Annotated in this window: 19 protein-coding genes and 2 pseudogenes; 6 read left to right on the top strand and 15 right to left on the bottom strand. The window is 68.6% G+C overall.

All coding sequences use genetic code 11. The annotated features are described in order from the left end of the window. Positions 1-34: 34 nt before the first annotated feature. Positions 35-2,305 (bottom strand): annotated as a pseudogene (locus DMX10_RS07835) (beta-agarase); the annotation flags it as partial. 138 nt (positions 2,306-2,443) lie between these two features. Next, complete coding sequence (dinG, locus tag DMX10_RS07830; protein WP_111260574.1) at positions 2,444-4,588, bottom strand: ATP-dependent DNA helicase DinG; 2,145 nt, start codon at positions 4,586-4,588, stop codon at positions 2,444-2,446. A gap of 93 nt (positions 4,589-4,681) precedes the next feature. Here dinG and DMX10_RS07825 point away from each other — a divergent pair, with 93 nt between their 5' ends. Beyond that, entirely contained in the window at positions 4,682-5,146 is a 465-nt protein-coding gene (locus DMX10_RS07825) for a CopD family protein (RefSeq protein ID WP_111260573.1), read from the top strand. Positions 5,147-5,165: 19 nt separating this feature from the next. Here the strand turns inward: DMX10_RS07825 and DMX10_RS07820 are convergent, their stop codons facing one another. From DMX10_RS07820 to DMX10_RS07805, 4 genes are all read right to left on the bottom strand, one after another. Further along, positions 5,166-5,930, bottom strand: coding sequence for a collagen-like protein (locus DMX10_RS07820; RefSeq protein ID WP_111260572.1), 765 nt, complete (start codon positions 5,928-5,930; stop codon positions 5,166-5,168). Beyond that, entirely contained in the window at positions 5,923-6,198 is a 276-nt protein-coding gene (locus DMX10_RS07815) for a DUF1145 domain-containing protein (protein WP_111260571.1), read from the bottom strand. Before DMX10_RS07815 ends, DMX10_RS07820 begins: the two co-directional genes overlap by 8 nt. A gap of 112 nt (positions 6,199-6,310) precedes the next feature. Then, positions 6,311-7,045 carry an OmpA family protein gene (locus DMX10_RS07810; RefSeq protein WP_111260570.1) on the bottom strand — a complete coding sequence of 245 codons (735 nt, stop codon included), beginning with the start codon at positions 7,043-7,045 and terminating at the stop codon, positions 6,311-6,313. Between the two features lie 99 nt (positions 7,046-7,144). Then, positions 7,145-7,843: an OmpA family protein gene (locus DMX10_RS07805; RefSeq protein ID WP_111260569.1), complete on the bottom strand. Its 699-nt coding sequence runs from the start codon at positions 7,841-7,843 to the stop codon at positions 7,145-7,147. Between the two features lie 134 nt (positions 7,844-7,977). On the opposite strand from DMX10_RS07805, the gene DMX10_RS07800 reads away from it, so the two are divergent. Genes DMX10_RS07800 through DMX10_RS07790 form a run of 3 tightly spaced genes read left to right on the top strand, consistent with a single transcriptional unit; the run spans position 7,978 to position 10,096 of the window. Further along, on the top strand, positions 7,978-8,475 hold the full coding sequence (locus tag DMX10_RS07800; protein WP_111260568.1) for a DUF6231 family protein: 498 nt from the start codon (positions 7,978-7,980) through the stop codon (positions 8,473-8,475). Positions 8,476-8,479: 4 nt separating this feature from the next. Further along, a complete protein-coding gene (locus tag DMX10_RS07795; RefSeq protein ID WP_111260567.1) occupies positions 8,480-8,950 on the top strand; it encodes a YchJ family protein in 471 nt (156 codons plus the stop codon). A gap of 51 nt (positions 8,951-9,001) precedes the next feature. Continuing rightward, entirely contained in the window at positions 9,002-10,096 is a 1,095-nt protein-coding gene (locus tag DMX10_RS07790; RefSeq protein WP_111260566.1) for a hypothetical protein, read from the top strand. A 58-nt stretch (positions 10,097-10,154) separates the two neighbouring features. Here the strand turns inward: DMX10_RS07790 and DMX10_RS07785 are convergent, their stop codons facing one another. The 5 genes and pseudogenes from DMX10_RS07785 to DMX10_RS07765 form a co-directional block, all read right to left on the bottom strand. Beyond that, complete coding sequence (locus DMX10_RS07785; protein ID WP_111260565.1) at positions 10,155-10,724, bottom strand: DUF4166 domain-containing protein; 570 nt, start codon at positions 10,722-10,724, stop codon at positions 10,155-10,157. Next, the gene (locus DMX10_RS07780; protein WP_146602995.1) at positions 10,721-11,092 is read right to left on the bottom strand and encodes a 1-pyrroline-5-carboxylate dehydrogenase; all 372 of its coding nucleotides are present in this window, start codon (positions 11,090-11,092) and stop codon (positions 10,721-10,723) included. The genes DMX10_RS07785 and DMX10_RS07780 overlap by 4 nt, the downstream gene beginning before the upstream one ends. Positions 11,093-11,712: 620 nt before the next feature. Beyond that, positions 11,713-12,501, bottom strand: a complete 789-nt coding sequence (locus DMX10_RS33555) for a methyl-accepting chemotaxis protein (protein ID WP_371921682.1) — start codon at positions 12,499-12,501, stop codon at positions 11,713-11,715. Positions 12,502-12,567: 66 nt separating this feature from the next. Beyond that, positions 12,568-13,338: pseudogene (locus DMX10_RS33550) on the bottom strand (MCP four helix bundle domain-containing protein); the annotation flags it as partial. A 150-nt stretch (positions 13,339-13,488) separates the two neighbouring features. Next, positions 13,489-14,853: a CSLREA domain-containing protein gene (locus DMX10_RS07765; RefSeq protein ID WP_158545585.1), complete on the bottom strand. Its 1,365-nt coding sequence runs from the start codon at positions 14,851-14,853 to the stop codon at positions 13,489-13,491. A gap of 325 nt (positions 14,854-15,178) precedes the next feature. Between DMX10_RS07765 and DMX10_RS07760 the strand changes: the two genes are divergently transcribed. Next, positions 15,179-15,973: an SDR family oxidoreductase gene (locus DMX10_RS07760; protein ID WP_111260560.1), complete on the top strand. Its 795-nt coding sequence runs from the start codon at positions 15,179-15,181 to the stop codon at positions 15,971-15,973. Positions 15,974-16,242: 269 nt separating this feature from the next. Here the strand turns inward: DMX10_RS07760 and recJ are convergent, their stop codons facing one another. Further along, positions 16,243-17,958 (bottom strand): single-stranded-DNA-specific exonuclease RecJ, encoded by a 1,716-nt coding sequence (recJ, locus tag DMX10_RS07755; protein WP_111260559.1) that lies wholly within the window; start codon positions 17,956-17,958, stop codon positions 16,243-16,245. 88 nt (positions 17,959-18,046) lie between these two features. Continuing rightward, positions 18,047-18,586, bottom strand: coding sequence for a YaeQ family protein (locus DMX10_RS07750; protein WP_111260558.1), 540 nt, complete (start codon positions 18,584-18,586; stop codon positions 18,047-18,049). 190 nt (positions 18,587-18,776) lie between these two features. Here DMX10_RS07750 and DMX10_RS07745 point away from each other — a divergent pair, with 190 nt between their 5' ends. After that, positions 18,777-20,459: a hypothetical protein gene (locus DMX10_RS07745; RefSeq protein ID WP_111260557.1), complete on the top strand. Its 1,683-nt coding sequence runs from the start codon at positions 18,777-18,779 to the stop codon at positions 20,457-20,459. Between the two features lie 268 nt (positions 20,460-20,727). Here the strand turns inward: DMX10_RS07745 and DMX10_RS07740 are convergent, their stop codons facing one another. Further along, complete coding sequence (locus DMX10_RS07740; protein ID WP_111260556.1) at positions 20,728-21,903, bottom strand: GGDEF domain-containing protein; 1,176 nt, start codon at positions 21,901-21,903, stop codon at positions 20,728-20,730. 180 nt (positions 21,904-22,083) lie between these two features. Further along, positions 22,084-24,801, bottom strand: a complete 2,718-nt coding sequence (locus tag DMX10_RS07735) for an AAA domain-containing protein (protein ID WP_111260555.1) — start codon at positions 24,799-24,801, stop codon at positions 22,084-22,086. Between the last annotated feature and the right edge of the window lie 113 nt (positions 24,802-24,914).

Here is a 24,914-nt window from a genome sequence, read left to right as displayed (position 1 = left end):
GTTTGGGCTCGGATTTAGCCTCCGGCTTGGCTTCGGGCTTGGCCGCAGGAGCCGCAGCGGGCTTCTGCTCGGGCTTGGCCGCTGCCTTTTCCGCCGGCTTGTCGGCCGGTTTGGCGTCTGAGGGCTTGGCTTCGGCGGGCTTGGCCAGTTGCGCGGCGACGTCCAGGTTGGCCTTGCGCACCGCCTTGACGAAGCCGTCATAGGGACGGTCGGTGATGCCCACCAGGCCGAGGTGGCCGTTCTCGCCATCGAGCAGTCGGCCACTGGCCGGCTGGTCGAGGTACTGGAACCAGTGGGCGCCGACGATCAGCGGCTCCTCCAGGGCCTTCTTCAGGAAGTTGGCGTAGGCCGGGCCGCGCTCCTCTTCCTTGTAGACCTCGGCCACGCCGCCCCAGAACGGGCCGCGATCGCGGGAACCGAAGTGGAACTCGGTGACCATCAGCGGCTTGTCCAGCTTGCGCAGGTACTCGAAGTCGTAGCCGTGCTGCGGTTCGCGGGTATAGAAGTTGAAGCTCAGCACATCGCAGTACTGGGCGCAGGACTCCACCGCCTCCGGCACGCTGGCGGCGAAACGGCCGCCCAGCAGCAGGTGGTTCGGTGCGTGCCACTTCATCGACTCGGCGATGGTCTTGAAGTAGGTGTCGGCGAAGAAGCGCTGGAAGCGCTTGAGGTCTTCCTCGATGGCCGGGTGCTCGGGGTTCGGCAGCGGCGCCTCGAAGCCCGGGTCCTCCATCAGCTCCCAGGCGGGCAGCTCGACGCCCCAGGCCTGGGACAGGCCCTGCTGGTTGCGGTACTTGTCGCGCAGCTGCTTGAGGAAGGCACGCTTGGCCGGTACGTCGGTGGTCAGGCGCAGGGTGCCGTAGGCCAGGGCGTAGCGGGACTTCGGATCATCGCCAGGGCCGGCCCAGGCCAGCTCGTTGTCGGCGAAGTAGCCGATCAGCCAGGGGTCGTCGCGATGATCACGGGCGGCGATGGCGATGGCCCGCTCGGCGGCCATGGCGAAGCGCGGGTCGAACGGGTCGGGCATGCCGCCCCACCAGTCGAGGCCGGTGCTGATGGTGGCGTAGTCGCCGTGGATCGACAGCGGAATGGTGTAGGGCATGCGCTGGCGGGTGTTGAATTCGCCTGCGCTCCAGTTGCCGACGGTGTTGAAGCCCCAGGCCTTGAGGCGCTCGATGCTGTGGTCGACCCAGGCGGCCTTGTCCTGCTTGCCGTAGGTGCGCTCCAGGTTGGCGCCATAGAAGTCGTACCAGCGACCGTGGTCGAAGGCGCGTCCCCTGGTCGAACCGGTGTCGCGGCGGCTGTCGCCGTTGCCATACCAGGCGGCCAGGGGCTCGCCGTCCTTGGGCAGGGCGGTGAACATCGCCTCGCGGCCTTCCACGTAGGTCTGGCTGTGCTCGGGAGTGACGGCGTTGACGCCCAGGGAGTAGAAGGGATGGCCGTCCGGGGTCACCAGGTACCAGCGCCCGTCGCGCTTCTCGGTGCGGAAGAAGCCCTTGGCCTCGAAGCTCGGGCCGGCCAGCCAGCCACCGTAGGGGTCCTGCTCGGGCAGCTTCTTCTGCCACTCATCGAGCTGCTTGCGCTCCTGCTGGGCGGCGCTCTTGAGCTGCTCGTCGCTCTTGATCTTCTCCGGCCAGTCGGCCCGGGTGTACTGGCCGTAGCCGTCGATCAGGCCCATGTAGTAGTCGTCCTGCAGGCTCTGCTCGGCGGTGCCGAAGCGGCCCAGCAGGATGCTCTGCACGGCGTTGGGGTGGTCGAGGGACAGGGTCACGGCGCTGACCTGGGTCAGGTCCAGTTCGCCTTCCACTTCGGTGGCCAGCAGGTAGCGCTTGCCGTCGCGGACCCAGGGCTGCGGCGGCGCAGCGCGCATGCCGTGGGCTCGGGGCGAGGTGGCGGTGAGCGGGACCAGCAGCGTCTGCGCCGGGCCGGCGGGCAGGGCCAGGCGGGTGCGCACGACCTTGCCGTCGGCGCTCTCGATGGTCACGTCCAGGGTCAGTGCCCAGTCCATGGCGCTCTGCAGGCGCAGGCTCATGGCCCCGGCCTTGCTCCAGTCCCAGGTCCCGCTCTGCGGTGCGAGGCGCAGGCTGGGCTTGTCGGCCTGGTTGAAATTCAGACGACGGAGAATCTCGCCCTCGGGCGTGTTCTCGGCGGTCACGCTGGGCAGGCCGGCGTCCTGGGTGGTGACGGTGACGGAGTCCAGCGGGCGTACGAAGTTGAACAGCGTCTCGGCCTGTGCCGCCGAGCTCAAGCCACCGATGGCGAGCAGGATGGGCAGCAGCAGCGCTGGTTTGGTTCTGGATGACATGAAACCGATTCCCCACATGAAGTCAGTGCATAGACAGCGGAATGGGCGAATGTTGCCCGCGATCTGCAAAACCGTGCCCGCGCAAGCCGGCAATCATCGCAGAGGCGGGCCCGGCGTCAAGCGCCGCGGTGGTCTGTTTCAGCCGATCTCGCGGCGGAAGGGCGGCAGCGCATTGAGAATCGCCTTGCCGTAGCGCTGGGTCACGACCCGACGGTCGAGCAGGGTGATGGTGCCGCGGTCGGATTCCGTACGCAGCAGGCGGCCGCAGGCCTGCACCAGGCGCAGCGACGCATCGGGCACGGCGATCTCCATGAAGGGGTTGCCGCCGCGCGCTTCGATCCACTCCGACAGCGCAGCCTCCACCGGGTCGTCGGGCACGGCGAAGGGAATCTTGGCGATCACCACGTGCTCGCAGTAGGCGCCAGGCAGGTCGACACCCTCGGCGAAGCTGGCCAGCCCGAACAGCACGCTGGTTTCGCCGTCGTCCACCCGCTGCTTGTGCTTGTTCAGGGTTTCCTGCTTGGACAGGTTGCCCTGGATGAGCACGCGCTTGCGCCAGTCGCGGTCGAGGCCGTCGAAGACCTCCTGCATCTGCTTGCGCGAGGCGTAGAGCACCAGGGTGCCGCGCGAGCCTTCGACCAGCTGCGGCAGGTCGCGGATGATCGCCGCGGTGTGGGCCGCCGCATCGCGGGGGTCGGCCTTGAGGTCCGGCACCTTGAGCACGCCGGCGTCGGCATGGTGGAAGGGGCTGGGCACCACGGCGGTGACGGCTTTCTTCGGCAGGCCGGCGCGCATGCGATAGCGGTCGAAGGTGCCGAGCGCGGTGAGGGTCGCCGAGGTGACCAGGGCCCCATAGGCGACGTTCCACAGGTTCCGCCGCAGGGTCTCGGCGGCGAGGATCGGGCTGGCGTTGACCTCGATGTCATAGGCCGAGCCGAACTCGGCGAGGGTCAGCCAGCGAGCCATGGGCGGGCTCTCCTCCGGGTCCTCGGCGGTGAAGGCGGTCCACAGCTCCCAGTTGCCCTGGGCGCGGGTCTGCAGGCTGCCGAACAGCGGGTACCACTCCTCGGCCTGGTGGCTGGCGATGCCGACGCTGCCCTCCCCGTCCATGGCCTCCTTGAGCAGTTCGGTGAGGCGGGTGAACACGTCGTTGAGCTTGGCGAAGCCCTTCTTCAGCTCGATGCCCATCTCGATCAGGTGCTCGGGGACCACCCCGGCCTCGAAACGATGGCGCGGGCGCTCGCGCCCCTCCATGTCCTCGCCGGCGCGGAAGTCGGCGACCTCCTCGCAGGCGCTGAACATGAACTGCTGCTGGCTGCGGATCTCCCGCGCCAGCTCCGGCACGTTCTCGATCAGGCGGCCGAGGTCGCCCGGCAGCGGGTGCTGGGCCAGCAGCTTGGTGAGGTTCTTGGCCACCGTCTCCAGCCAGTCGGCGGTGGAGCGCAGGCGGGTGAAATGGGCGAAGTGGCCGATGGCCTTGTCCGGCAGGTGGTGGCCTTCGTCGAACACGTAGACGGTCTCGCGCGGGTCCGGCAGCACGGCGCCACCGCCCAGGGCCAGGTCGGCCAGGACCATGTCGTGGTTGGTGACGATCACGTCGACCTTGGTCATGCCCTCGCGCGCCTTATAGAAGGCGCACTGCTGGAAGTTGGGGCAGTGGCGCTTGGTGCACTGGCTGTGATCGGTGGTGACGCGCGCCCAGTCCTGGTCCTCGATCGCCTCGGGCCAGGAGTCGCGGTCGCCGTCCCAGCGGTTGCCGGCGAGCTTCTCGATCATCTGGTTGAGCAGCTTCTGGCCGCTCTCGTCGACGTCGATGCGAAAACCCTCGTCGGCGAACAGCTGCGCGGTGGCGCTCTGCGCCTGGCCGTCCTGCAGCAGCATGTCGAGCTTGGACAGGCACAGGTAGCGACCACGCCCCTTGGCCAGGGCGAAGCTGAAATTGAGACCGCTGTTGCGGATCAGGTCGGGCAGGTCCTTGTGGACGATCTGCTCCTGCAGCGCCACGGTGGCGGTGGCGATCACCAGGCGCTTGCCGGCGGCCTTGGCCGAGGGGATGGCCGCCAGGCTGTAGGCGACCGTCTTGCCGGTACCGGTGCCCGCCTCCACCGCGACCACGGCGGGCTCGCCATCGCGATGGCCCTCGTCGTCGGCCTTGATGGCGCCCAGCACCTTGGCCACTTCGGCGATCATCAGGCGCTGGCCGTAGCGGGCCTTGAGCCCCTTGGCTTCGAGGAAACGGGAATAGGCGCCCTGGATCTGGGACTTGAGTTCGGTGCTGAGCATGGGTACTTGCGGGCGCGGAAGGCTGGATAAATTTTCAGTACTTTAACAGGGCGGCTATCATAGCGCGCCCTGTTTCCGACTGGAGAAAACCCGATGACGCCCTTCGCCGCGCTCTACGCCGTCCATGTCCTCGCCGCCCTGGTGTGGGTCGGTGGCATGTTCTTCGCCTGGATGGTCCTGCGCCCCTCTGCGGTCCAGGCGCTCGACGCTCCGGCACGGCTGAAGCTCTGGGTCGAGGTGTTCCGCCGCTTCTTCCTCTGGGTCTGGGTGGCGGTGGTCCTGCTGCCGGTGAGCGGCGTGGGCATGATGCACATGCGCTTCGCCGGCTTCGACGGCGCGCCGCGCTACGTACACATCATGATGGGGCTGTACATCGCCATGCTGGCGCTGTTCCTGCGGGTCAACGCCCTGCAGTTGCCGGAGCTGCGCCGCGCGATAGCGGCCGAGGACTGGCCGGCCGGCGGCGCGGTGCTGGGTCGCATCCGCCGCCTGGTGGGCATCAACCTGCTGCTGGGCCTGTTCCTGGTGGCGATCGCCGCGGCACGTCCGAACTTCTGAGGCCGCGGCGCCTTCGTACCTACTGGATGCGCACCACGTCGAGCTGGCCGGCAGCCCCCGCGCTACCCGGCTGGCCGGGCTGCCCCGGGCGCCCCTTGCTGCCGGCGTCGGTGCGATAGAACAGGCAGCCCTTGGCGGCTCCGCCCGCGCCCGCAGCCCCCGCCTCGCCCGCCGGCCCACCGGCGCCGCCTTCCAGGCGTACCTTCACCTGTTCGACGGGGAAGTCCATCGGCACTTCCAGGCGGATGTGGCCGCCCGCGCCGCCGGCCTGGCCGTCACCGCCGTTCTGGCCGTCATAGCCACGGCCGGCAGCGCCCCAGAGGCAGCCGCCGGCATCGCCATCGGCACCGGCAAGCCCGTTGTAGCCGGGCGTTCCGATGCCGCCGCGCACATCCAGGGTGATCTCGTCCACCCGCACCTGCTCCAGGCGCAGGCTCAGGTCGCGGCCGGCGCTGGCCGGCTTCTTCATGCTGCCGGCAGCGCCGGAAGCGGTGATGTGGCCGCCGGTGCCGATCTCGCCCTGGCGCACCACGAGGCTGAAGGGCTGCTCGGAGGGAGCGATGCCGATGCGCGCGTCACGCCCCATCAGCAGCTCGCCGATGCGCAGCTCGGTGACGCTGGCCGGGATCACCAGGGTGCCGTAATCGTTGACCACCACGCGGTCGAGGCTCAGGGAGCCGACCCGTGCGGGAAGCTTGAGCAGGCTGTTGGCGTCGACGCTGACGCTGCTTTCAGCCAGGACCACAGGGCTGGCCAGCAAGGCCAGGAGGCAGAGCTTACGCATGCTGGCGACCTCCCTCGGAACGGGGCAGGCCGAGCAGGTGGAAGACCCCGAACAGCAGCAGCTGCAGGCGGTCGTTCCAGGGGCGCGGGCGAGTGCGCAACTGCCCGTTGCACACCACCAGCTCCAGCAGATGCAGGCCGAGCACCAGGGCGGCGACGGCGTTGAGCAGGGAAGCGAACGGCTTGGCGAAAGGTTCGATCAGATTGGCCAGCACCGCCAGCCAGAACACCAGGGCAACCAGCTTGCCCACCCCCAGGAAAAGTTTCATGCCACCCCCTCTGTTTTTTTAGTCCGCCGACCTTACTCCTCGTCTTCGCTGCTGCCAAATGGTGCACATGAAGAAGGGGCCGCGAGGGCCCCTTCGGTACGACGACGCCGCCTCAACGAGCGACGTGGATCTCCACGCGACGGTTCTGCGCACGTCCGGCATCGGTGCCGTTGTCCGCCACCGGCTGGCTCTCGCCGAGTCCCTCGGTGGTGACCTTGCCGGCGGAAACACCCTGGCTGATCAGGTAATCGGCCGCACTCCTGGCACGCCGTTCCGAGAGTCCCTGGTTATAGGTATCGGAACCGACGCTGTCGGTGTGGCCCACGACCTTGACGCTGACCGTGGCGGCATCGCTCAGGCGCGTGGCCACCTCGTTCAGTTGCGACTTGGCATCGCTGGTGAGCTCGGCCGAATCGAAGGCGAACAGCACCTTGCCCTGGTCGCTGAGCACGATCACCTCGTTCTGTGGAGCGGGCTCAGGAGCGGGTTCCTCGGCCTTGACCACGGCCGGGTAGGTCTTCTGCGGACAGCCATTGTGGTTGACCTGTGTACCGGCCGGCGTGTTCGGGCAGGTATCGCGGCGGTCGAAGACCCCGTCACCATCCTCGTCGCCATCCTGCGCGTAACAGATCAGACCGCCGACGATGGCACCTGCAACGGCACCTCCACCAGCCCAAGCGGAACTCTCGATAGCGCCCAGCCCACCGCCGGCCAGACCGCCAATCGCACTGCAAAGAGGCCAGTTCCCCTGGTTGAGCGGCGCGTCGCCCGTACTGGACGTCGAGGCGCAACCCGAGAGAACACTGCCGACCAGAAGAAGTAGAGCAGCCCGTGAGAAGGTTCTCATGGTGAGGATCTCCTGTGTCACCGGTCCCATACCGGTAACACAGGAGTAAAGACCCGCCCGTCACGGCGCACAAGCTGCACGCCGCGACGGACGCGGGGTTCAGCGGTCGATCAGGATTTCCACCCTGCGGTTCAGCGCGCGACCGTCGGCCGTGCCGTTGTCGGCGACCGGCTGGCTTTCGCCTGCGCCGCTGACGCCGACGATGCTGCCCTTGGGTACGCCGCTCGAGACCAGGTAGTCCGTCACGGAGTGGGCGCGCTTCTCGGAGAGTTTCTGGTTGTAGCTGTCGGCGCCGACGCTGTCGGTATGACCGGTGATGGTCAGCTTGGCGGTCGGGGCCTCGTTGCGCAGGCGGCTGGCGATGGTGTCCAGCTTGGCCTTGTCGGCCGGGTCCAGCGCCGCGGAGTCGAAGGCGAACAGCAGGTCGCGCACGACGATGGTCTCGTCCTCGACCACGACCACTTCCTCGACCCGTTCTTCCACGACCGGTGCGGGCGGGCAACCGTTCGCATCCACCTGCACGCCCGGCGGAGTGCCCGGGCACTTGTCGCGACTGTCAGGCACACCATCGCCATCCTCGTCGCCGTCGCCATGGACCCAGCAGTAGCCGGCGGCCATGCCGCCACCGATCAACGCGCCCCAGCCTGCCCAGGAACTGCTTTCGATCGCACCCAACGCTGCACCGCCTACACCGCCTACTGCTGCACACTTGGGCCAGTCGGTCTTCTGCAGGCCGGCGCAGCCGGTCAGCAGAGTCGACACAAGTAGCAAGGGTATTGCTGTCCTTGTGATGCTCATATGCGTGTCTCCTCGTGATATCGGCCTTTGGAAACCGATAACTGGGGAGTAAAGACCTGTGATTTAAAAACCGCCAGCACTAGGCCAGCCGCAGGCAGCAGGCTAGTCTTCGCAGACTTGTCCGAGGATTTTCGATGACCGCAAGCTTCTCCTCCCGCACCCCGCAGCAGGCCCTTGCCGCCCTGCTCGACCGCTATGCACCGGCGCGCCTGCTGCTGGTGGGCAACTCCCCGCTCCCGGCCCTCGAGGCCTTCGCCGCCGCCCACCCGGAAAGCCAGGTGGTGCAGGTGCCCGCCGGCCCGCTGCCGGCCGAGCAGGCGGCGCAACGCTTCGACCTGGCGCTGGTCGCCGACTGCCTCGAGCACCTGCCCAAGCGCACCGCCCTGCAACTGCTCGGCGGCATCCGCAACCTCAATGCCAGCCGCATCGCCGTGCTGGCGGACCTCGCCGCCTGCGACTGGACCGACACCGACTTCTTCGCCCTGGCCCTGCAGGCCACCGAGCGCTTCCAGCGCGATGAACAGGTGCTCAGCCTGTTCACCTACGACCTGCGCGAATACAAGCAGGTGCCCGACTGGCTGAACGCGAAGTTCTGGGCCAACCCCGAGAACTTCGGCAAGTACTGGTGGTGACGGCATGAACGCGACCACATGCCCCTGCGGCAGCGGCAACCTCCTCGAGCTCTGCTGCGGTCGCCACCACGGCGGCCACCCAGCCCCCAGCGCCGAGGCCCTGATGCGCTCGCGCTACAGCGCCTATGTGCTCGGCCTGGTGGACTACCTGGTGGAAACCACGCTGCCCGCCCAGCGCGAGGGGCTGGACCGCGACGCGATGAAGGCCTGGAGCCTCCAGAGCACCTGGCTCGGCCTCGAGGTGGAGGCCTTCGAACTGCTCGGCGGCAAGCCCGAGCACGCCCTGGTCACCTTCACCGCCCGCTGGCATGACCAGGGCGGCGAGCACAGCCATCGCGAACGCTCCTCCTTCGTACAGAACGACGGGCGCTGGTACTTCATCGACCCGACCGTGGAAACCAGGGCCGGACGCAACGACCCGTGCATCTGCGGCAGCGGGCAGAAATTCAAGAAATGCTGTGCGGGATACCTCTGACCGAACGCCCCGCCCCGGAAGGATTCGCCACACGACAACAAGGAGATGTCCATGCGCATGCGCACCCTGCTCGCCCCGTTCCTCGCGGGTCTCGCCTGTTTCGCCCAGGCTGCCGACGTCCAGGTCAGCCTGGGCAGCCAGGAACGGGTCACCCGCCTGTTCGCCTACCCCAACAACTGCAGCGTCATCTGCTACCGCGACTGGACCCTGGAACAGACCGTGGAGCACTACCTCGGGCAGAGCCTGAAGCGCGACGGCATCGCCGGCGGCCAGGTCAAGGTGGGCCGTGACGACAAGGGGCTCTACGCCCGCTTCAGCGGCGTGCCCTCCGACTACGGCCTGCCCCTGGTGCAGCTGCTGGATGCGGGCGATCTCGCCTACAAGGGCGCCAGCCAGCTCAACACCGATGGCAAGTGGCAATACAGCTGGTACCTCTTCCTGCCCCTGGGCATGGCCCTGGAGAACCGCCGCAGCATCGAGCTGCTGCACTTCCCGCCGGACTACTCGCTGACCAAGGCCCAGGACTACCTGGAGTCGGCCACCACCGACCGCTGGGCCGACCTGCTGGAGCAGAACGGCGTCGCCGCCGACGATACGCCCGCCTACCAGACCATCATCGACATCGCCCCCATCGCCGCCCCGGCCAGCGCCGGCAGCGACCTGGAAGGCGTCTACAGCTACTTCACCCCCTACCAGACACGCATGGTGCAGCAGCTCACCAAGGGCAGCCCGGCACTGCCGATGGTCGCCTTCGGCGGGCCGGTGCGCAGCTGGATCAAGCAGCAGTACGGCACCACCATCGGCGTGCTCGGCCTCGGCACCATCAGCCCCGAAGCCGACCAGAAGGTACCGGTGCTGGGCAGCAACCACCCCAGCTACATCTGGTACGCCGCCGACCCCGAGAACTACGACGGCGACCAGGCCAAGGCCGATGCCGCCGGCCTCAAGGTCATGGGCCAGGACATCACCGCCGCCTGCTGGCAGGCCGGGATGGGCAAGGATCACGGCGCCAACCCCGGTAGCACCCTCGACAGCTGCAAGCAGAAGTGGCTGGTGACCGACAAGGTGCAGACCTGCGAGCTGTTCTACACCTCCATCCGCAAGCTGGACGCGGACAAGGCGAAGGAGAAGTGCACGACGCCGTGAAGCCCGTGCGAACCGGGGACAGAGGGGTCGCGGGCCTGCCCGGCGTCCCCTCCCGGGCTCAGGCGGCCCCTGCCCTGCCGGCGGGCAGGAGCTCCAGGCCGCCGCTGTAGGAGAACAGCTCCCCCAGCCCCGGCAACGAGAAGCCGACGTAGAAGTGATAACGCCCGCCCTCGATACGCTTGTAGGCGGTGGTACGCGGCAACAGGGCCAGCGGAATGCGGATGCCCCGGACCCAGGCCGCCATCGGCACCCAGCGCCAGCCACCGTCACGGGTATCGACCTTCAGCGCCAGGCGCAGGGCACCGGTGCATTCCTCCCAGTGCCCATCCGGCCAATGCCCCACGGGGCGGAACAGGGAAACCAGGGTGGCGGAATCCGCGAAACGCCTGTTCCAGTGCAGGCCCGACTCATCGCAATGGATATCCACGCGCAAGGGCACGCGCCGCGCACCGAGGGGAATGCCCAGTTTTCCCGCAAGCCTGCGCCCCAGCCAGCCGGCGAGACCTGCGCCCGTGGCCAGCTCCACCTCGCCTTCGAGCACCCCGCCCTGGCGATGCAGCCGCTGCAGCAAGGGGTGCAGCCCGCTGAAGCCCTCGCCGAACCAGGCCTCGACCCGACCCGTGCTCATCGCCCGCCCAGTTGGCGGCGCACCGCCTCGTCGTTGAGTTCGTCGCCGATGTGCACCCGCACCCGCCGCCCGCCGACACCTGCGCCGAGCTCGTGGAAGATCCGCTCCTCGACCTGGGACAGGCCGCCTTCGGTCATCTCCATCGGCTGCACGAGAATGGTGGGCGCCATGGACATCCACTTGCCACGCAGCATCAGCTTGATCGCCTGGCGCAGCGCGACCCTGGCTTCATTGAACTGCCCGACCAGCAGCCGCTCGGTGCTGAAACTCGCATGCACATCCTGCTCGCGCTGGGCCTGGAGCTCGCGGATCAGCATGCGGTTGCGGTAGACGCGGACGTACAACGTCGGCTTGAGAAGATCGAACACCATCGCTCCTTGGAAGACTGTGAACCCCGCGCCACGACCGGCGCCCGGCAACGCTATGCCGCCGCCCGGCCGCTTGTCCAGAGGCCTACAGCTGTTCGTCCGTGGGAGTGGGAGATGGTTCCCATGCCGGGAAGCGGAGGGCTGGAGGAGCTTGGGAACATCGCGAATGAGTGGGCTCTGCCGACCTGAGGTGTTGCTAGAGAGTTTCGAGTTCTGCTGGAGTTTTCAGTTTCGCCTTGCCGGGCGAGTCACCTTTCTCAATCGTCGGGATGCCGAACCACAGAAAAGTAGCCGACCCCTGCATACGGCTCTGGCTTCGCCAGACTCCCCTCCTGAAAGGGGCTTTTTGCCGCTGCTCCAACGTCTTCGCCAGAACCTTCATCGATGTGCGCATCACGCGTCTTGCGTAGGGTGGCGTAGAGCGAAGCGAAACCCACGCCGTGGGAATGACAGGGCACCATGGATGCCCGGAAGCACCGTGCTTGAGGCTTCCCATCACGTTCACAGATGCAGACGGCGCAAATGAACTCGCTCCCACGGAGTGAGGCTCAGCCCCCAGTGGCGAGCCTCCGCGCGGTGGATGCAAAAGGCGACATCCACCCTCGCGGATCTCCCCCACCTTAAACGCTGAACCGTGCCACCAGCCCCTTCAGGTCCACCGCCAGGCGCGCCAGCTCGCTGCTGGCCGCCGTGGTCTGGCGCGCACCAGCGGCGCTCTGGATCGAGAGGTCGCGGATGCTCATCAGGTTGCGGTCCACCTCGCGTGCCACATGGGCCTGCTGCTCGGAGGCCGTGGCGATCTGCATGTTGCGCTCGTCGATGGTGCCCACCGCCTCGGTGATCTCCTGCAGTGCACGCCCTGCCTCGTCGGCCGAAAGCTGCGTGGCCTGGGCCTGGCTGTTGCTCGCCTGCATGGCCTGAACCGCCGAACTGGTGCCGGACTGGATCGAGGAAATCATCTTCTCGATCTCCAGCGTCGAGGTCTGGGTGCGGTGCGCCAGGGCACGCACTTCATCGGCCACCACGGCGAAGCCGCGGCCCTGCTCGCCCGCCCGCGCCGCCTCGATGGCGGCGTTGAGCGCCAGCAGGTTGGTCTGCTCGGCGATGGAACGGATGACATTGAGCACCTGGCTGATATCCACCGCCTGCTGGGCCAGGCCCTGGACGCGCGCTTCGGTTTCCTGCACCTGCAGGGAAAGATGACGGATCGCATCCAGGGTCTGGGCCACGCGCTGGTTGCCCAGGTTCGCCGCCTCGCTGGACTGGCGCGCCGACGTCGAGGCCGACGCCGCGTTGCGCGCCACTTCCTCCACCGCGGCGGTCATCTGGTTGACCGCCGCAGCGGCCTGCTCGATCTCGGAATTCTGCTGCTGCAGGGTCAGGCTGCCCTGCTCGGTGACGCTGGTCATCTCCTCGGCCGCCGAGGCGAGCTGGATCGAGGAATCGGATATCTGCCGGATGGTCTGCCGCAGGTTCTCCTGCATGCCCCGCAGTGCCTCGCTGAGGCGCGTGGCCTCGTCCTGCCCGCTGACTTCGACGGTGCGGGTCAGGTCGCCCTTGGCGATGGATTCGGCGAAGCGCAGCGAATCGCCCAGCGGCCGCACGATGCTCCGGGTCAGGGTCATGGCCAGCGCCACGGTCATCGCCAGGGCCAGCAGCACCGCGCCGACGACGATGCTGATGCTGGTGTCGTAGGCATCGCTGGCGGCAACGCCCGAGCGCTTGACGCCAGCGGCGTTGAGGTCGATCAGCCTGGTCACGTGCTGCTGGTAGGTCGTCGCCAGGTCGCGTTGGCCGCCGTTGGCCCAGAGCAATGCCTGAGCGGGATCGCGGCCTTGCAGGTCGATCAGCTTCTGCAACCCCGCCATGTACGCCTGCAGGGCCTGCGCCGAGTCATCGAACACGCGCTGCTCTTCGGCACTGGTGATCATGTTGCGGCGATAATGCTCGCTTTTCTCGGTCAGGGTCTGGCGCGCGCTCTGCAACTGGTCGAGCGCGTTGCGCTGTTCGTCGGGGGTGGTGCTGGCCAGCAGGCGCAAGCTCTCCAGGCGAACGTGCAGCAGGCTGGTCTGGATATCGTTGGCGGTCTGGATGGAGGGTAGCCAGTTGGTCTCGATGTCCTGTTCAGCGCCCCGCAGCACATGCATCTGCTGCCATGAGAACCCACCGAGGACGATCACCAGCAGGGTGATCAGGGCGAAACACAGGGAAGCGCGCGAAGCGATGGTGATGGATCGTATGGACATGGCAGTACCTGCGGGTTGGGGTCTCGCCAGCGTCCCTGCCGATTCGGATTGCAGCCCCAGTCTTATCAGCCGAACTGGGCCGATCCTGAAATTGCTTTTTCCAATCGATGCGTCAGGTTTGAAACAATTTGCAAAAAACCTGCCTGCACCTCAGGGCTTGGGGCGCTCATAGGCACCCAGGTCGCACAGCGCCATGCCGTCGCCATCGCCATCCCGTGGCCGCATGGAACCGCGCTGGTCCTGGCGGGTGCAGGAGCCGACGGCGGTGTCCACCGCCGGGCTGCGAGGGCGCAGGGCGTGGGTCGGCAGGCTGGAACCATTGGCCGCCAGCGGGTAGAGCACCCGGGTGAAGGCCTCGGCATCGTTCACCTGGATGTCGGCGGTGCAGTTGCCGGTATCGGTGCCCAGCAGCAGGCCACTGGCCTGGTAGCTCGCCGTATCGCCGCCATTGGCGCAGTTGGCGACACCGATGGATGCGTTGCCGTTGCCGACGATCAGGCTGTTGCGAACCGACAGACGGCCATGGTTGAGCAGGCCGAGGGTGAGGTTGTCGGCGATGGTGACGTTGACCAGTTGCAGGCTAGGCGTACCGGCGAACATCGGGTAGTCGGAGCCGTTAGCGACCACGGCGTCGTAGTCCCCCTCGCCGTTGGCGTTCTTGCCGGAGACGGTGACGTTGGTCAGCCTGAGCACGCCGTTGCCGTCGTTGCGGATGACCACGCCGGGCCCGTCGGCGCGGTGATGGAGGAAGGCGCTGCGGGCGACATCGGCGGTGCCGGTATTGAACAGCGCCCCTCCGAGGGCGACCACGTCGTCGCCGTTGGTGACGTTCTCGCTGAACAGGCTGTCGCGCAGGGTCAGGAGCCCGCCGTTGAAGATCGCACCGCCCAGGGCGCGCCCCGAATCGCCGAAGTCCGCACGGTTGCGCTCGAACACCGAGCTGTGGACCTCCAGCGTGCCGCGATTGGAGATCGCGCCGCCGTCGCCATCGTAGAAGCCGAAGCTGGCGCGGTTGTCCTGGAACGCCACGCGCCGCACCACCAGGTAGCCGAAGTTCTCGATGGCACCGCCGTTGCGGGTGGTGTGGCCGTTGCGCAGGGTCAGGTCCTGGAGCAGCAGGGTGACACCGAGGTCGACCTCCAGCAGGCGATCGATGCCCGAGCCATCGATGACGCTGACCCCCACCCCCGCCCCCACCAGGGCCAGCTCGCCGGCACGCAGGTCGAGGTCGCCGTCGAGGTTCAGGTCCTCGTCGAGGATCTCGCCCTCCTCGCCCAGCGCCGGCGGCAGGCTCAGGGCATAGGTTCCGGCGGGCAGGAGGATGCGGTTGCTGCCACCCAGGCGGTTGGCGGCCTCGACCGCATCGCGCAGGGAACAGTCGGCATCGCAGCGGCCATCGAAAACATCATCGGTGCGGGTCACGTGGAAATCCCGTGCAGTTGCCAGGGACGGTAATGCGAGCAGGGAGGCGAGCATCAGCGAGGTGGCCAGGCGCGGCCGGCAGCGGTGGGACATGGCGAGTTCCTTTCGGCGACAGCCGGTCATTGGCCATGGCAGCGGTCGCCCTGTCGGCCACCGCATCAGCGTGGCCCGCATCCGCGTCCTGCCATCCTGGCGGCCACGGGAAATGGACCGGCCAGCGGGGCACCGGTTCACGGCCGTTCATCAGGCCGCCTCCCCGCATCACCATTCGTCCGCCAGCGCAGCACAGGCTGGAATCCGTTTGTCGCTCCGCTTGAATGACGGTGATGCTGCGCTTGACAGTTAAAATTATAGCCATAATATAAATCGTGAATTACAAGCATCATATAAACACCCTGTCCTTTTCCGGAGATACGCAATGAGCTCGCACAACCTCAAAGGCACCGCACTGATCACCGGCGCATCCTCCGGGATCGGCGCCACCTACGCAGAACGCCTGGCCCGCCGTGGCCTCGACCTGCTGCTGGTGGCCCGCGACCAGAAGCGCCTGGACGAACTGGCCCAGCGCCTGGGCGGCGAGTACGGCGTGAAGGTCGACACCCTCAAGGCCGACCTCACCCAGCGCGCCGACCTGCGCGCGGTCGAACAGCGCCTGGCCACCGACACCGCCATCAAGGTGCTGGTCAATAACGCCGGCGTGGCCCAGAACGGTCCGCTCGCAGAGGCCGACCTCGACCAGGTCGACGCGATGATCCAGCTCAACGTCATCGCCCTCACCCACCTCTCGGTGGTCGCCGCCAAGCGCTTCGGCGAAGCAGGCGAAGGCGCGATCATCAACCTCGCCTCGGTGGTCGCGCTGATCCCCGAGATGTTCAACGCCACCTACAGCGCCACCAAGGCCTACGTGCTCAGCCTGACCCAGACCCTGAACCACGAGATCGCCGCCAAGGGCGTGCAGGTGCAGGCCGTGCTGCCGGGCATCACCCGCACCGAGATCTGGGAGCGTTCCGGCATCGACGCCGCGCACCTGGACCCGAACATGATCATGGAAGCCGGCGAGATGGTGGACGCCGCGCTGGCCGGCTTCGACCAGGGCGAACTGGTCACCATCCCCTCGCTGCCCGACGCAGCCGACTGGGCCGCCGTGGTCAGCGCCCGCACCAAGCTCGGCCCGAACATGTCCCGCAGCAGCGCGGCGGCGCGGTACAAGTGAGCACTACGGGTAAGGCCCGGAAACGGTGGCGCTGCGCGCCGCCTGGCGACTGAAGCCGCCCCTGCGGGACTGCCGGGCTGACGCGCGGAGATGACCGGGCGTGGGGTGGAGGTCGCTGTTTACCTCCACCGGGCGGCGTGGAACGTGGCACGCGGCTGTGCCTGGGACACGGGTGTTCGGCAGGGCTTCGAAATGGCCGGGGGCCAGAGAAACGGTGGGCTGAAGCGCCACCCTACGCCCCCATGCCCACCCTGTGCCCGCCGGCGCGATCAGCGTGGCGCGATGTGCGCCACCATCAGCTGCACGCTTTCCTGCCCCCGGTATTCGTTGACGTCCAGCTTGTAGGCCAGCTCCGCCCAGCGCACGGTCGGGTTCGGCCACTGGTCGCGGTCGATGTTGAAGGCGATGCCATCGAGCTGCAGCGAGCCGCATTCGGTCTTCAGCACCAGCTTCAGGTGCCGTTCGCCGACCAGGCGCTGCTGCACCACCTGGAAGATGCCGTGGAACACCGGCTCGGGGAAATGCTGGCCCCAGGGGCCTGCCTGGCGCAGGGCGCGGGCCAGTTCCAGGTGGAACTCCTGGAGGCTCAGCTGGCCGTCGGAGAGCAGGCGGCCGGTGAGGTCGTCCTCGCTCAACTGACGGCGCACCTCGGCGTCGAAGGCTGCGGCGAAGGCACCGAAGTTTTCCATGGGCAGCGACAGGCCGGCGGCCATGGCGTGGCCACCGAACTTGCTGATCAGCCCCGGGTGGCGGGCTGCCACGGCGTCCAGCGCATCACGGATATGGAAGCCCTGCACCGAGCGCGCCGACCCCTTGAGCAGTCCCTCGCCAGCGTCGGCGAAGGCGATGGTCGGGCGGTGGTAACGCTCCTTCATGCGCGAGGCGAGGATGCCGATCACGCCCTGGTGCCAGTCCGCCTCGAACAGGCACAGGCCGAAGGGCAGGTCCTCCAGCGGCAGGTCCTTGAGCTGGGCCAGCGCCTCGCGCTGCATGCCCTGCTCGATGGCCTTGCGGTCCTGGTTGAGCTGGTCGAGCTGCACCGCCATGTCGCGGGCCAGCGCCTCGTCCTCGCAGAGCAGGCATTCGATGCCCAGGCTCATGTCGTCCAGGCGGCCGGCAGCGTTCAGGCGCGGCCCGAGGATGAAGCCCAGGTCGGTGGAGGTGATGCGCGCGGCCGGGCGACCGGCGACCTCCAGCACCGCCTTGAGGCCGGGGCGCGCACGGCCCGCGCGGATGCGCGCCAGGCCCTGGTGCACCAGGATGCGGTTGTTGGCGTCCAGCGGCACCACGTCGGCGACGCTGCCCAGGGCCACCAGATCGAGCAGCTCGGCGAGGTTGGCGTCGGGGCGGCCGGTCCGGGCGAACCAGTCCAGCTGGCGCAGGCGCGCGCGCAGGGCCAGCAGCACGTAGAAGATCACGCCGACGCCGGCCATGGCCTTGCTGGGGAACTCGCAGCCCGGCTGGTTCGGGTTGACGATGGCGTCCGCCGCCGGCAGCTCGGGGCCGGGCAGGTGGTGGTCGGTGACCAGCACCTTGAGCCCTGCGGCCTTGGCCGCGGCAACGCCGTCGACGCTGGAGATGCCGTTGTCCACGGTCACCAGCAGGTCGGGGCGGCGCTCCAGGGCCACGGCGACGATCTCCGGGGTCAGGCCGTAGCCGTATTCGAAGCGGTTGGGCACCAGGTAATCGACATGGGCCGCACCGAGCATGCGCAGGCCGAGCACCCCGACGGTGCTGGCGGTGGCGCCGTCGGCGTCGAAGTCGCCCACATAGAGAATGCGCTGGCGCTTCTCCAGGGCCTCCACCAGCAGCTCGACCGCGGCGTCGATGCCCTTGAGCTTCTGGTACGGGATCAGCCGCGCCAGGCCCTTGTCCAGCTCCTCGACCGATTGCACGCCACGGGCGGCATAGAGACGGGTCAGCAGGGGCGGCAGGTCGCCGAGGTCGGGCAGGGTGGCGGGCAACGGGCGGGGATCGATACGCATGCGGCTCAGTCTTCAGGCTTGCGGGCGGACGCTGCCGCCGTGAAACAGGGGCCGCACGGATGAGCCGGGCGGCCGCGTGGGGCGGTGATCAGCGTTCGCCGGCCAGCCACTCCAGGGGAATCTCGTGCTGGCCGCGCTCATCGGTCACGAACAGCTCGCCGTCGCTGATCATCACGCTCCAGTTGATCGAGCGCGGCAGGTCCTTGGCCAGGTTCTCCAGGGCCTGCTGGTCGACGCCGACCACATTGATGTTCTTCAGGCTGCGCACACCGTCCAGCACCTTGGTCTGCCACACGCGCAGGTTGCCGTAGGCCACCAGGCTGAAGCGCTCGGTACGGCGCGAACACCAGGTGATGCGCTCGGCGTCCGGCTGGCCCACCTCGATCCAGTGCAGCACGCGGTCATCGAGGCTCTTTTCCCACAGCGCCGGCTCGTCGACATCCGACAGGCCACGGCCGAACGACAGCTGCTCGTGGTACCAGAGGGCGTAGGCGATCAGGCGCACGGCCAGGCGCTCCTCGGTTTCCGAGGGGTGCTTGGCGACGGTGAAGCGCAGGTTCTCGTACACGCTGCGGTCGAGGTCGGTGAGGTTGAGTTCGACTTTGTAGGGCGTCGCTTGCAGGGCCATGTAGGGGCTTCTTGGTTAGGCGAAAAGGCGGCAAGTCTAACCCGAAACCCGCTGCCGCGCCCGGGCGCCATCCGGCCGTTCGGCGCCCTGGAAATGCGCTCGGGTTCCCAGCCCGTGCGACTCGGGGTTGCCAGCCGGGGGCGGCCCCCTTTATAAGCCGGCCCGGTCCGCACTTCAGGAAAGGAAGCCAATGGAAGCGTTCATCATCGTGGCCGGCATCGTCGCCCTCCTGGCCGTGGCGCTGCTGCGTTCGGCCCGGCGTACCCAGCCCGCCCGCGTCAGCACCGAGGGTGCCGCGCAGATCAACCGGGTCGCCCTGCTCACCCTGCTCGAACCGCACCTGGGCCACCAGCTGGCGCAGCGCCTGGACGGCGAGGCGCGGCAACTGGCCATGCACCAGGTGGCCCCGGCCCTGCTGCTGGCCGGCGACCGCGCCCTGGCACTGGAAGCCCTCGCCGAGCTGAAGGCCGGCTACCGCCAGTCCGCCCTGGAATCCATGCTGGAGAACCTGCTGGAGACGGCCGACGCCCTCGCCGCCCTCGACCTGCTGGAAGCCAGCGCCAGCCCCCTGCCCGAAGCCCCGCTGCTGAGCATCCCGCTGATGGCCGCGGCCGGCCGCACGGAACAGGCCCGCCAGTTGCTCGACAGCGTCACCGCTGGCCAGGAAGGCCAGGTGGGCCAGGCCCTCTCCGCCCGCCAGAACCTGCTGCTGGCCGGCCTGCAACGCCAACTGGAACGCCCCGAGGCCGCCAGCCGCAGCCTGGAGCGCGCCCGCGCCATGCTCAACGTCCCGGTGCAGGAGGCCCCCGGCGACTTCCAGGCACTGCTGCGCGAATGCCTGGCCCAGGAACGCCTCGACCTGCTCGGCGAACTCGCCGTCGCCCCCGATGCACTCCTGGCCAACGACGCCGTCGCCCTGTTGCTGGAGAACAACCGCGAGGCCCAGGCCCTGGAGCTGCTCGCCCTCCCGGACATGCCCCTGCACGCCCTCGACTGGCACGGCATGCTGCGCCTGGCGCTGGACGGCGAACGCCCGCAACTGGCCGAACGCCTGCTGGCCCTGGCCCCGGAAGGAATGCAACAGGACCTGCTCGCCGACCTCATGGCCTGGCACGCCGGCCACGCCGACACCCCCCGTGCCGACGCCCTGCTGCGCGCCAGCGGCCTCGATGGCACCGCTGCCACCTGGCTGTGCCTTGAACTGGCGGGACGCTGCGCCGAGGCCCAGCCAGCCTGGAGCGCGGCGCTGCTGCACCAGGGGCTGGAAGCCATGGAGAGCGTGGACGACGAGAGCGACTGGATTCGCCTGCGCCTGCTGGCCCTGCGCAGCCGCCTGCAGGGCGACCAGGCCCGCGACCCGGTGCGGATGACCGCCGACCTGGAGGAATTCGACGCCCTGCGCCAGCAACTGGAGTGGGATGAACAGCTGGACCAGGCCTGCCACCTGGCCTGCCTGCAACACCGCCTGGGGCTGCAGGACGCGGCCCTGGACACCCTGGAAAAGGCCGTGGCGCTCTGGGAAGCGCAAGAGATCGACGACTCGGACGAACGCACCTGGTACCTGGAAGCGCTGGCCGAAACCGCCCTCACCCTGGACCAGGTCGAGCGAGCGACCGCCCTGCGCGATCGCCTGCTGGAACTGGACGGCGACAGCCGTGGCCTCGACGCCGCCCTGCTGCGCCAGCACATCGACCAGGGCCGTTATCCACAGGCCATCGCCCTGCTCGACCTGCGCAACCTGATGGCCCCCGAAAACCCCCTCGCCCGCCTGCGCCAGGCCATCGAACGCCTGCGCCCGGAAGCCCCGCAACGGGCCGATGAGCTGCAGCGGGAGCTGCTCGATGCCCTCGCCAACGGCGCCCTGGGAACCTAAGAGCCACGGAGCTGCACGCCGCATGGCGACCGAAGCCGCCCCTACGGGGCAAGGGACATGACCGCTGTGTAGGGGGGAGGTCGCTTTTTACCTCCACCCAGCGGAGTCGAGCCCGGCACGCCGGCAATGCCTGGGGCTGCGCATTGATGGGTTTCGCGGGGCTCTACCCATCCTACGAGTCTGAGGTTGCCCTACAGGGCAGCCACGTAACCCGACGCATGCGGCTCGAGCCTGTCTTCAACGCCGCGATGGCCAGGCAGCCGGTCTTTCAACTGCCCCGGGCGGGGCGGGTGGGAATGGCGGCGTGATAGTGCTCCACGCGATTGCGCCCCTGGTTCTTCGCCTCGTAGAGCGCCTTGTCCGCCAGCGACAGCAGGCGGTACAGCTCGTGCCCGGCCTGGGACGAGGTGGCGATGCCGATGCTCACGCTGAGCCGGCCCGGCCCGAGGAGGTCGCTCTCGGCGAATTCGCGGCGGATGCGCTCGGCCACCAGGGTGGCGGTGGCCGCATCGGCATCGCTCAGCAGGCAGGCGAACTCCTCGCCGCCGATCCGGCCGAACACATCGTGCTTGCGCATGCGTGCCGAGGTCACCGCACAGAAGCCCATCAGCACCTCGTCGCCGGCCGAATGGCCGAAGGTGTCGTTGAGCTGCTTGAAGTTGTCGAGGTCGCAGAGCAGCAGCGCCACCGACTCCTTGCGCGCCGCGCAGGCCTTGAGCAGCGCCTCGCCGGAGGTCATGAAGGCGCGGCGGTTGCCAATGCCGGTGAGCGGGTCGCTGAAGGCGGCGTGCTTGTACTGCAGCTCGGTGCGCTCCTTGACCATCGCCAGGGTGACGAAGGCCATGCCGATGGCGTAGAGCAGCGTCTCGAACACCATCACCGCGAAGAAACCGGTGCTCTGCCCGTCCACCGCGGCCTGGAACGGCACGCCCCGGTCCACCACCAGGCGCACGCCGTAGGTGACGAAGTGGATCAGGTGCAGCGCCAGCGCCGGCTTGATGGACACCTGCAGCGCGTGTCGCGCGCGCCACAGCTCCAGGCCGGCGAGCAGGGTGTAGCCCAGGGTCAGCGCCGTGCTGACGAAGACCCGAGCCGGCAGCGATTCATAGAAGGCCGGCACGGCGCAGAGCACGGCCCAGAGCAACGGCCCGGCGAGGATTCCCGGCAGGTGCGCGCGGCGCCCGGCGAACACGCGCATGGCCGTCCAGTTCATGGCGCAGCTGAACTGCAGCACGATATTGCCGAGCAGGATGGGCACCAGGTCGATGTTCATCCCGCGCAGGCTGCCGAGCACCGTGGCCAGCGCGCCGAGCAGCAGCATCAGGCTCAGGTAGCCGAGGGTGGGCTCGGGGCTGCCCCGGCGCCAGGCGCGGCCCGCCAGCAGGCCTAGGAGCATGAGGATGTAGACGTCGACCAGCACCAGCGTGGGGATGTTCAGCGCCATGACGCCACTCCATGGCGGACGATCGCCGCCCCGGAGAGGGTCGGCGGGCTGGAGTGACGAGCGAGGGCGTGCATGGTGATACCGGAAAGGGCAGCGAATGAAAATGTGACTCGCGTCGCACTTTACGCGTAACCGTGTGCGCCCGCCACGGCCTGCCGTCGGCCAATGGCCAGCCGCCATTCACAGCCGCATCAGCAAAGCCTCCAGGGCCACCTGGGGTTGCAGCGTCCATACCGCGTAGCTGAGCGGGATCATTTCCAGCCCGGCGCGCGCCAGCACCTGGTAGCGCTCCAGGTCGAAGACGTCCTCGCTGGCGCCGGGGTAGCCGATCAGGTCGATGGCCAGCACCCGCTCGCCGCGCTGGCAGAACAGGTCCAGGCAATGCCCGGCCACCGGATAGCCGGACCAGACGCGCACGCCCTGCGCCTGCAGCGCCGTCGCCACCTGCTGCTGGAAGGCGTCCACCGCCTGGCCGCCGCCGTCGCTGCCCGGCCCCTGCTCCAGGCGCTCCAGGTAACGGCGCAACAGGTGGCCCGGGGCGAGCTGCCGCTCGTCGCCGCTGAACAGCAGCATCTGGTGCTCGCGGGCACGGGTGATGGCGACGTTGAACATGTCCTCGCGGTTGAGGTAGTGCGCCGCCTGGGCGCCGGCACCGTCGATGGCGAAGCTGAGGATCATCAGGTCGCGCTCCTCGCCCTGGAAGCCGTAAGGCGTGGCCACGCGCACCCGGAACTGCGCCAGCAGCTCGCCCGGCAGGCGCTCGGCGAGCAGGCGCCGCAGGTGCTCCACCTGGTCGCGGAAGGGCGAGAGCAGGCCGACGCTGGGCTTGACCTGGCTGTCGCGGTAGCGGCCGACATGTTCCTCGAGCAGCTCCAGGGCGCGCTGCGCCTCCACCGGGTTGTGCCCGGCCGGCACGCGCCGGCCTTCCAGCCGGTGCAGGCTGAGGCTGTCGGCGGCGAGCTGCTCGGGGCGCTCCTTCATCACCCGGATACGGCCGTTGTAGAAGGTCTCGTTGCTGAAGCGGATCAGCGCCGGGCGGCCCCGGAAGTGCTCGTCGAGGAAGGTCAGCGCGCGCTGGCTGGCCAGGCGCTCCCCCACCAGGTCGAGCAGGCTGTTGTCGCGGTAGCTCCAGGCCTGCTGGTCGCTCTCCGGCAGCTCGGCACGCTGCAGCAGCTGGCGCTCCTGGGCGCGGGAGAGGAAGGACACATGGCGCAGCTGGCGGCTGTCGCCGGCCACCACCGCGCGCTTGCAGCGCTGCAGGGCCGGCAGCGCGCTGGCGATGTCGCACTGGGTGGCTTCGTCTATCACCAGCACGTCGAACAGCCCCTCGCGCAGCGGCAGCACCCTGTGCAGGTCGTCCAGGCTCACCACCCAGATGGGGAAGGCGGCGAGCAGGCGCGCCGGGTCGAGCTCGTCGAACAGCGACTGCTGGCGTTGCGAACTGCGTGCGCGGATCGCCTGGTTGTAGCGCACGAAGGTCTGCCGGTCGCTGTCCAGCAGCCGTTGCAGGCGTTCCACCCGCAGGCTGTCGATGTACTGCCGGCTGTGGGCCTCGCGGCGGCGCTGGCAGTCGCGCAGGTCGTCGAGTATCTGCCAGTGGCGCACGCTGCCGCGCACCCGTCGTTCGACCCAGGGCACCTGCAGCCAGCGTTGCCAGAAGGCCAGGGCGCCGCGTTCGGCACGCACCAGCAGGCCGCTCCAGCGCAAGGCCTGGCGGCTGCGCTTGTCGAAGGCCCGGGACAAGGCGGCCTCCTCGTCCAGCAGGTCCTTCAATGCACGCTGCTGGCGCGCCACCGCGCCCTCCTCCCGTGGCGGCAGCTCGCCCTGCAGCAGTTGGTCGAGGCGTGCACGCAGGGTGCGCAGCAGGGATTGCTCCTCCACCTGCAGCACGCCGTCGCGCAGGCCGAGGTCGTCGCGCAGTTTGTCGGCGATCACCGTGACCGCCTGCTGGCTGCGGCTGACCAGCAGCACGCTCTCGCCCTGCAGGTGGCGGTCCAGCGCCAGGGCCGCGAGGGTGTAGCTCTTGCCGGTGCCGGGCGGCCCGGCGACGAAGCTCAGGGGGTAGCGGGTGGCGTTGGCCAGGGCCTGGCGCTGGGCCAGGCTGAGAGAGGCCGGCAACGCCTCCGGGCGGCTGGGGGTGCCGAGGATCGTGCTCTCCTGGCTGACCGCCTCCTCGCCCAGCAGCTGCCGCAGTGCCGGCGAATGGTGCTCTGCGCCCTGCAGCAATTGCAGTTCATGGAGAATGCCGCGGCTGCCCGCGCCACGCTCGGCCAGGGCCACCAGGGCTGCGGCGCGCAGCGACAGGCGTTGTGCAGCCATGGCCTTCTTCAGGGTCGCGGCGCTCTCCAGCACGGGGAAGGCGCTGGCCGGCAGCACCTCGCCGACCACGGTGCAGCGTTGCAGCCAGGCCATCAGGTCGGCCAGGTAGTGATCGTCCAGCGCACCGCTGGGCAGCGGCAGGCTTTCCAGCCCCTGCTCGGCATCGGCCTTGAGCAACTGGCGCAACAGGCGGCGGTTGAGCTGGGGCTGGGCGAGGTCGATGGCCAGGCTCGGTGGCGCGCCTTCGCCGAGGCTTTCCAGGCGCGCCTCGAAATACACCAGCGGCGCGCAGTGGCGCACGGCCTTGCCCTCCGCATCGCTACGCCGCCCGCACACCGGCAGCACGCCGTAGATCAGCTGCAGCTCGCGCTGGTAGAGGTTCTGCTGCTGCAACAGGTGCTCGCCCAGCTCGGCCGACAGCGCGGCGAAGGGCATGGCGCCGCTGGCCAGCTCCTCACGCCCGTCCAGCCAGCCCCAGCGCTCGGCCTTGAAGGTGCCGACATCATCCAGTTGCAGTTCGCGGCTATCGGCCTGGTAGCAGGCGCGGTAGAAGGACAGGCGTTTCGCGATCGACGGCATGGGGCGTCCCGAGGCGGTTTCCAGCGGCGCATTGTGCCGGAATCAGGGGGGTGGGCTGAATCGGTTGGTGCGTGTTTTGGCGATGGGTTGGGGATTGGGGCGTTCGGGAGCAT

Source organism: Pseudomonas sp. 57B-090624 (assembly GCF_003234055.1).
Lineage (GTDB): Bacteria > Pseudomonadota > Gammaproteobacteria > Pseudomonadales > Pseudomonadaceae > Metapseudomonas > Metapseudomonas tohonis.
This window is presented reverse-complemented; position numbering and strand designations above follow the sequence as displayed.

Coding starts and splice junctions, on each gene's coding strand:
- dinG (WP_111260574.1), bottom strand. CDS start 4,588: ATGCTCAGCACCGAACTCAAGTCCCAGATCCAGGGCGCCTATTCCCGT.
- DMX10_RS07825 (WP_111260573.1), top strand. CDS start 4,682: ATGACGCCCTTCGCCGCGCTCTACGCCGTCCATGTCCTCGCCGCCCTG.
- DMX10_RS07820 (WP_111260572.1), bottom strand. CDS start 5,930: ATGCGTAAGCTCTGCCTCCTGGCCTTGCTGGCCAGCCCTGTGGTCCTG.
- DMX10_RS07815 (WP_111260571.1), bottom strand. CDS start 6,198: ATGAAACTTTTCCTGGGGGTGGGCAAGCTGGTTGCCCTGGTGTTCTGG.
- DMX10_RS07810 (WP_111260570.1), bottom strand. CDS start 7,045: ATGAGAACCTTCTCACGGGCTGCTCTACTTCTTCTGGTCGGCAGTGTT.
- DMX10_RS07805 (WP_111260569.1), bottom strand. CDS start 7,843: ATGAGCATCACAAGGACAGCAATACCCTTGCTACTTGTGTCGACTCTG.
- DMX10_RS07800 (WP_111260568.1), top strand. CDS start 7,978: ATGACCGCAAGCTTCTCCTCCCGCACCCCGCAGCAGGCCCTTGCCGCC.
- DMX10_RS07795 (WP_111260567.1), top strand. CDS start 8,480: ATGAACGCGACCACATGCCCCTGCGGCAGCGGCAACCTCCTCGAGCTC.
- DMX10_RS07790 (WP_111260566.1), top strand. CDS start 9,002: ATGCGCATGCGCACCCTGCTCGCCCCGTTCCTCGCGGGTCTCGCCTGT.
- DMX10_RS07785 (WP_111260565.1), bottom strand. CDS start 10,724: ATGAGCACGGGTCGGGTCGAGGCCTGGTTCGGCGAGGGCTTCAGCGGG.
- DMX10_RS33555 (WP_371921682.1), bottom strand. CDS start 12,501: ATGACCAGCGTCACCGAGCAGGGCAGCCTGACCCTGCAGCAGCAGAAT.
- DMX10_RS07765 (WP_158545585.1), bottom strand. CDS start 14,853: ATGTCCCACCGCTGCCGGCCGCGCCTGGCCACCTCGCTGATGCTCGCC.
- DMX10_RS07760 (WP_111260560.1), top strand. CDS start 15,179: ATGAGCTCGCACAACCTCAAAGGCACCGCACTGATCACCGGCGCATCC.
- recJ (WP_111260559.1), bottom strand. CDS start 17,958: ATGCGTATCGATCCCCGCCCGTTGCCCGCCACCCTGCCCGACCTCGGC.
- DMX10_RS07750 (WP_111260558.1), bottom strand. CDS start 18,586: ATGGCCCTGCAAGCGACGCCCTACAAAGTCGAACTCAACCTCACCGAC.
- DMX10_RS07745 (WP_111260557.1), top strand. CDS start 18,777: ATGGAAGCGTTCATCATCGTGGCCGGCATCGTCGCCCTCCTGGCCGTG.
- DMX10_RS07740 (WP_111260556.1), bottom strand. CDS start 21,903: ATGGCGCTGAACATCCCCACGCTGGTGCTGGTCGACGTCTACATCCTC.
- DMX10_RS07735 (WP_111260555.1), bottom strand. CDS start 24,801: ATGCCGTCGATCGCGAAACGCCTGTCCTTCTACCGCGCCTGCTACCAG.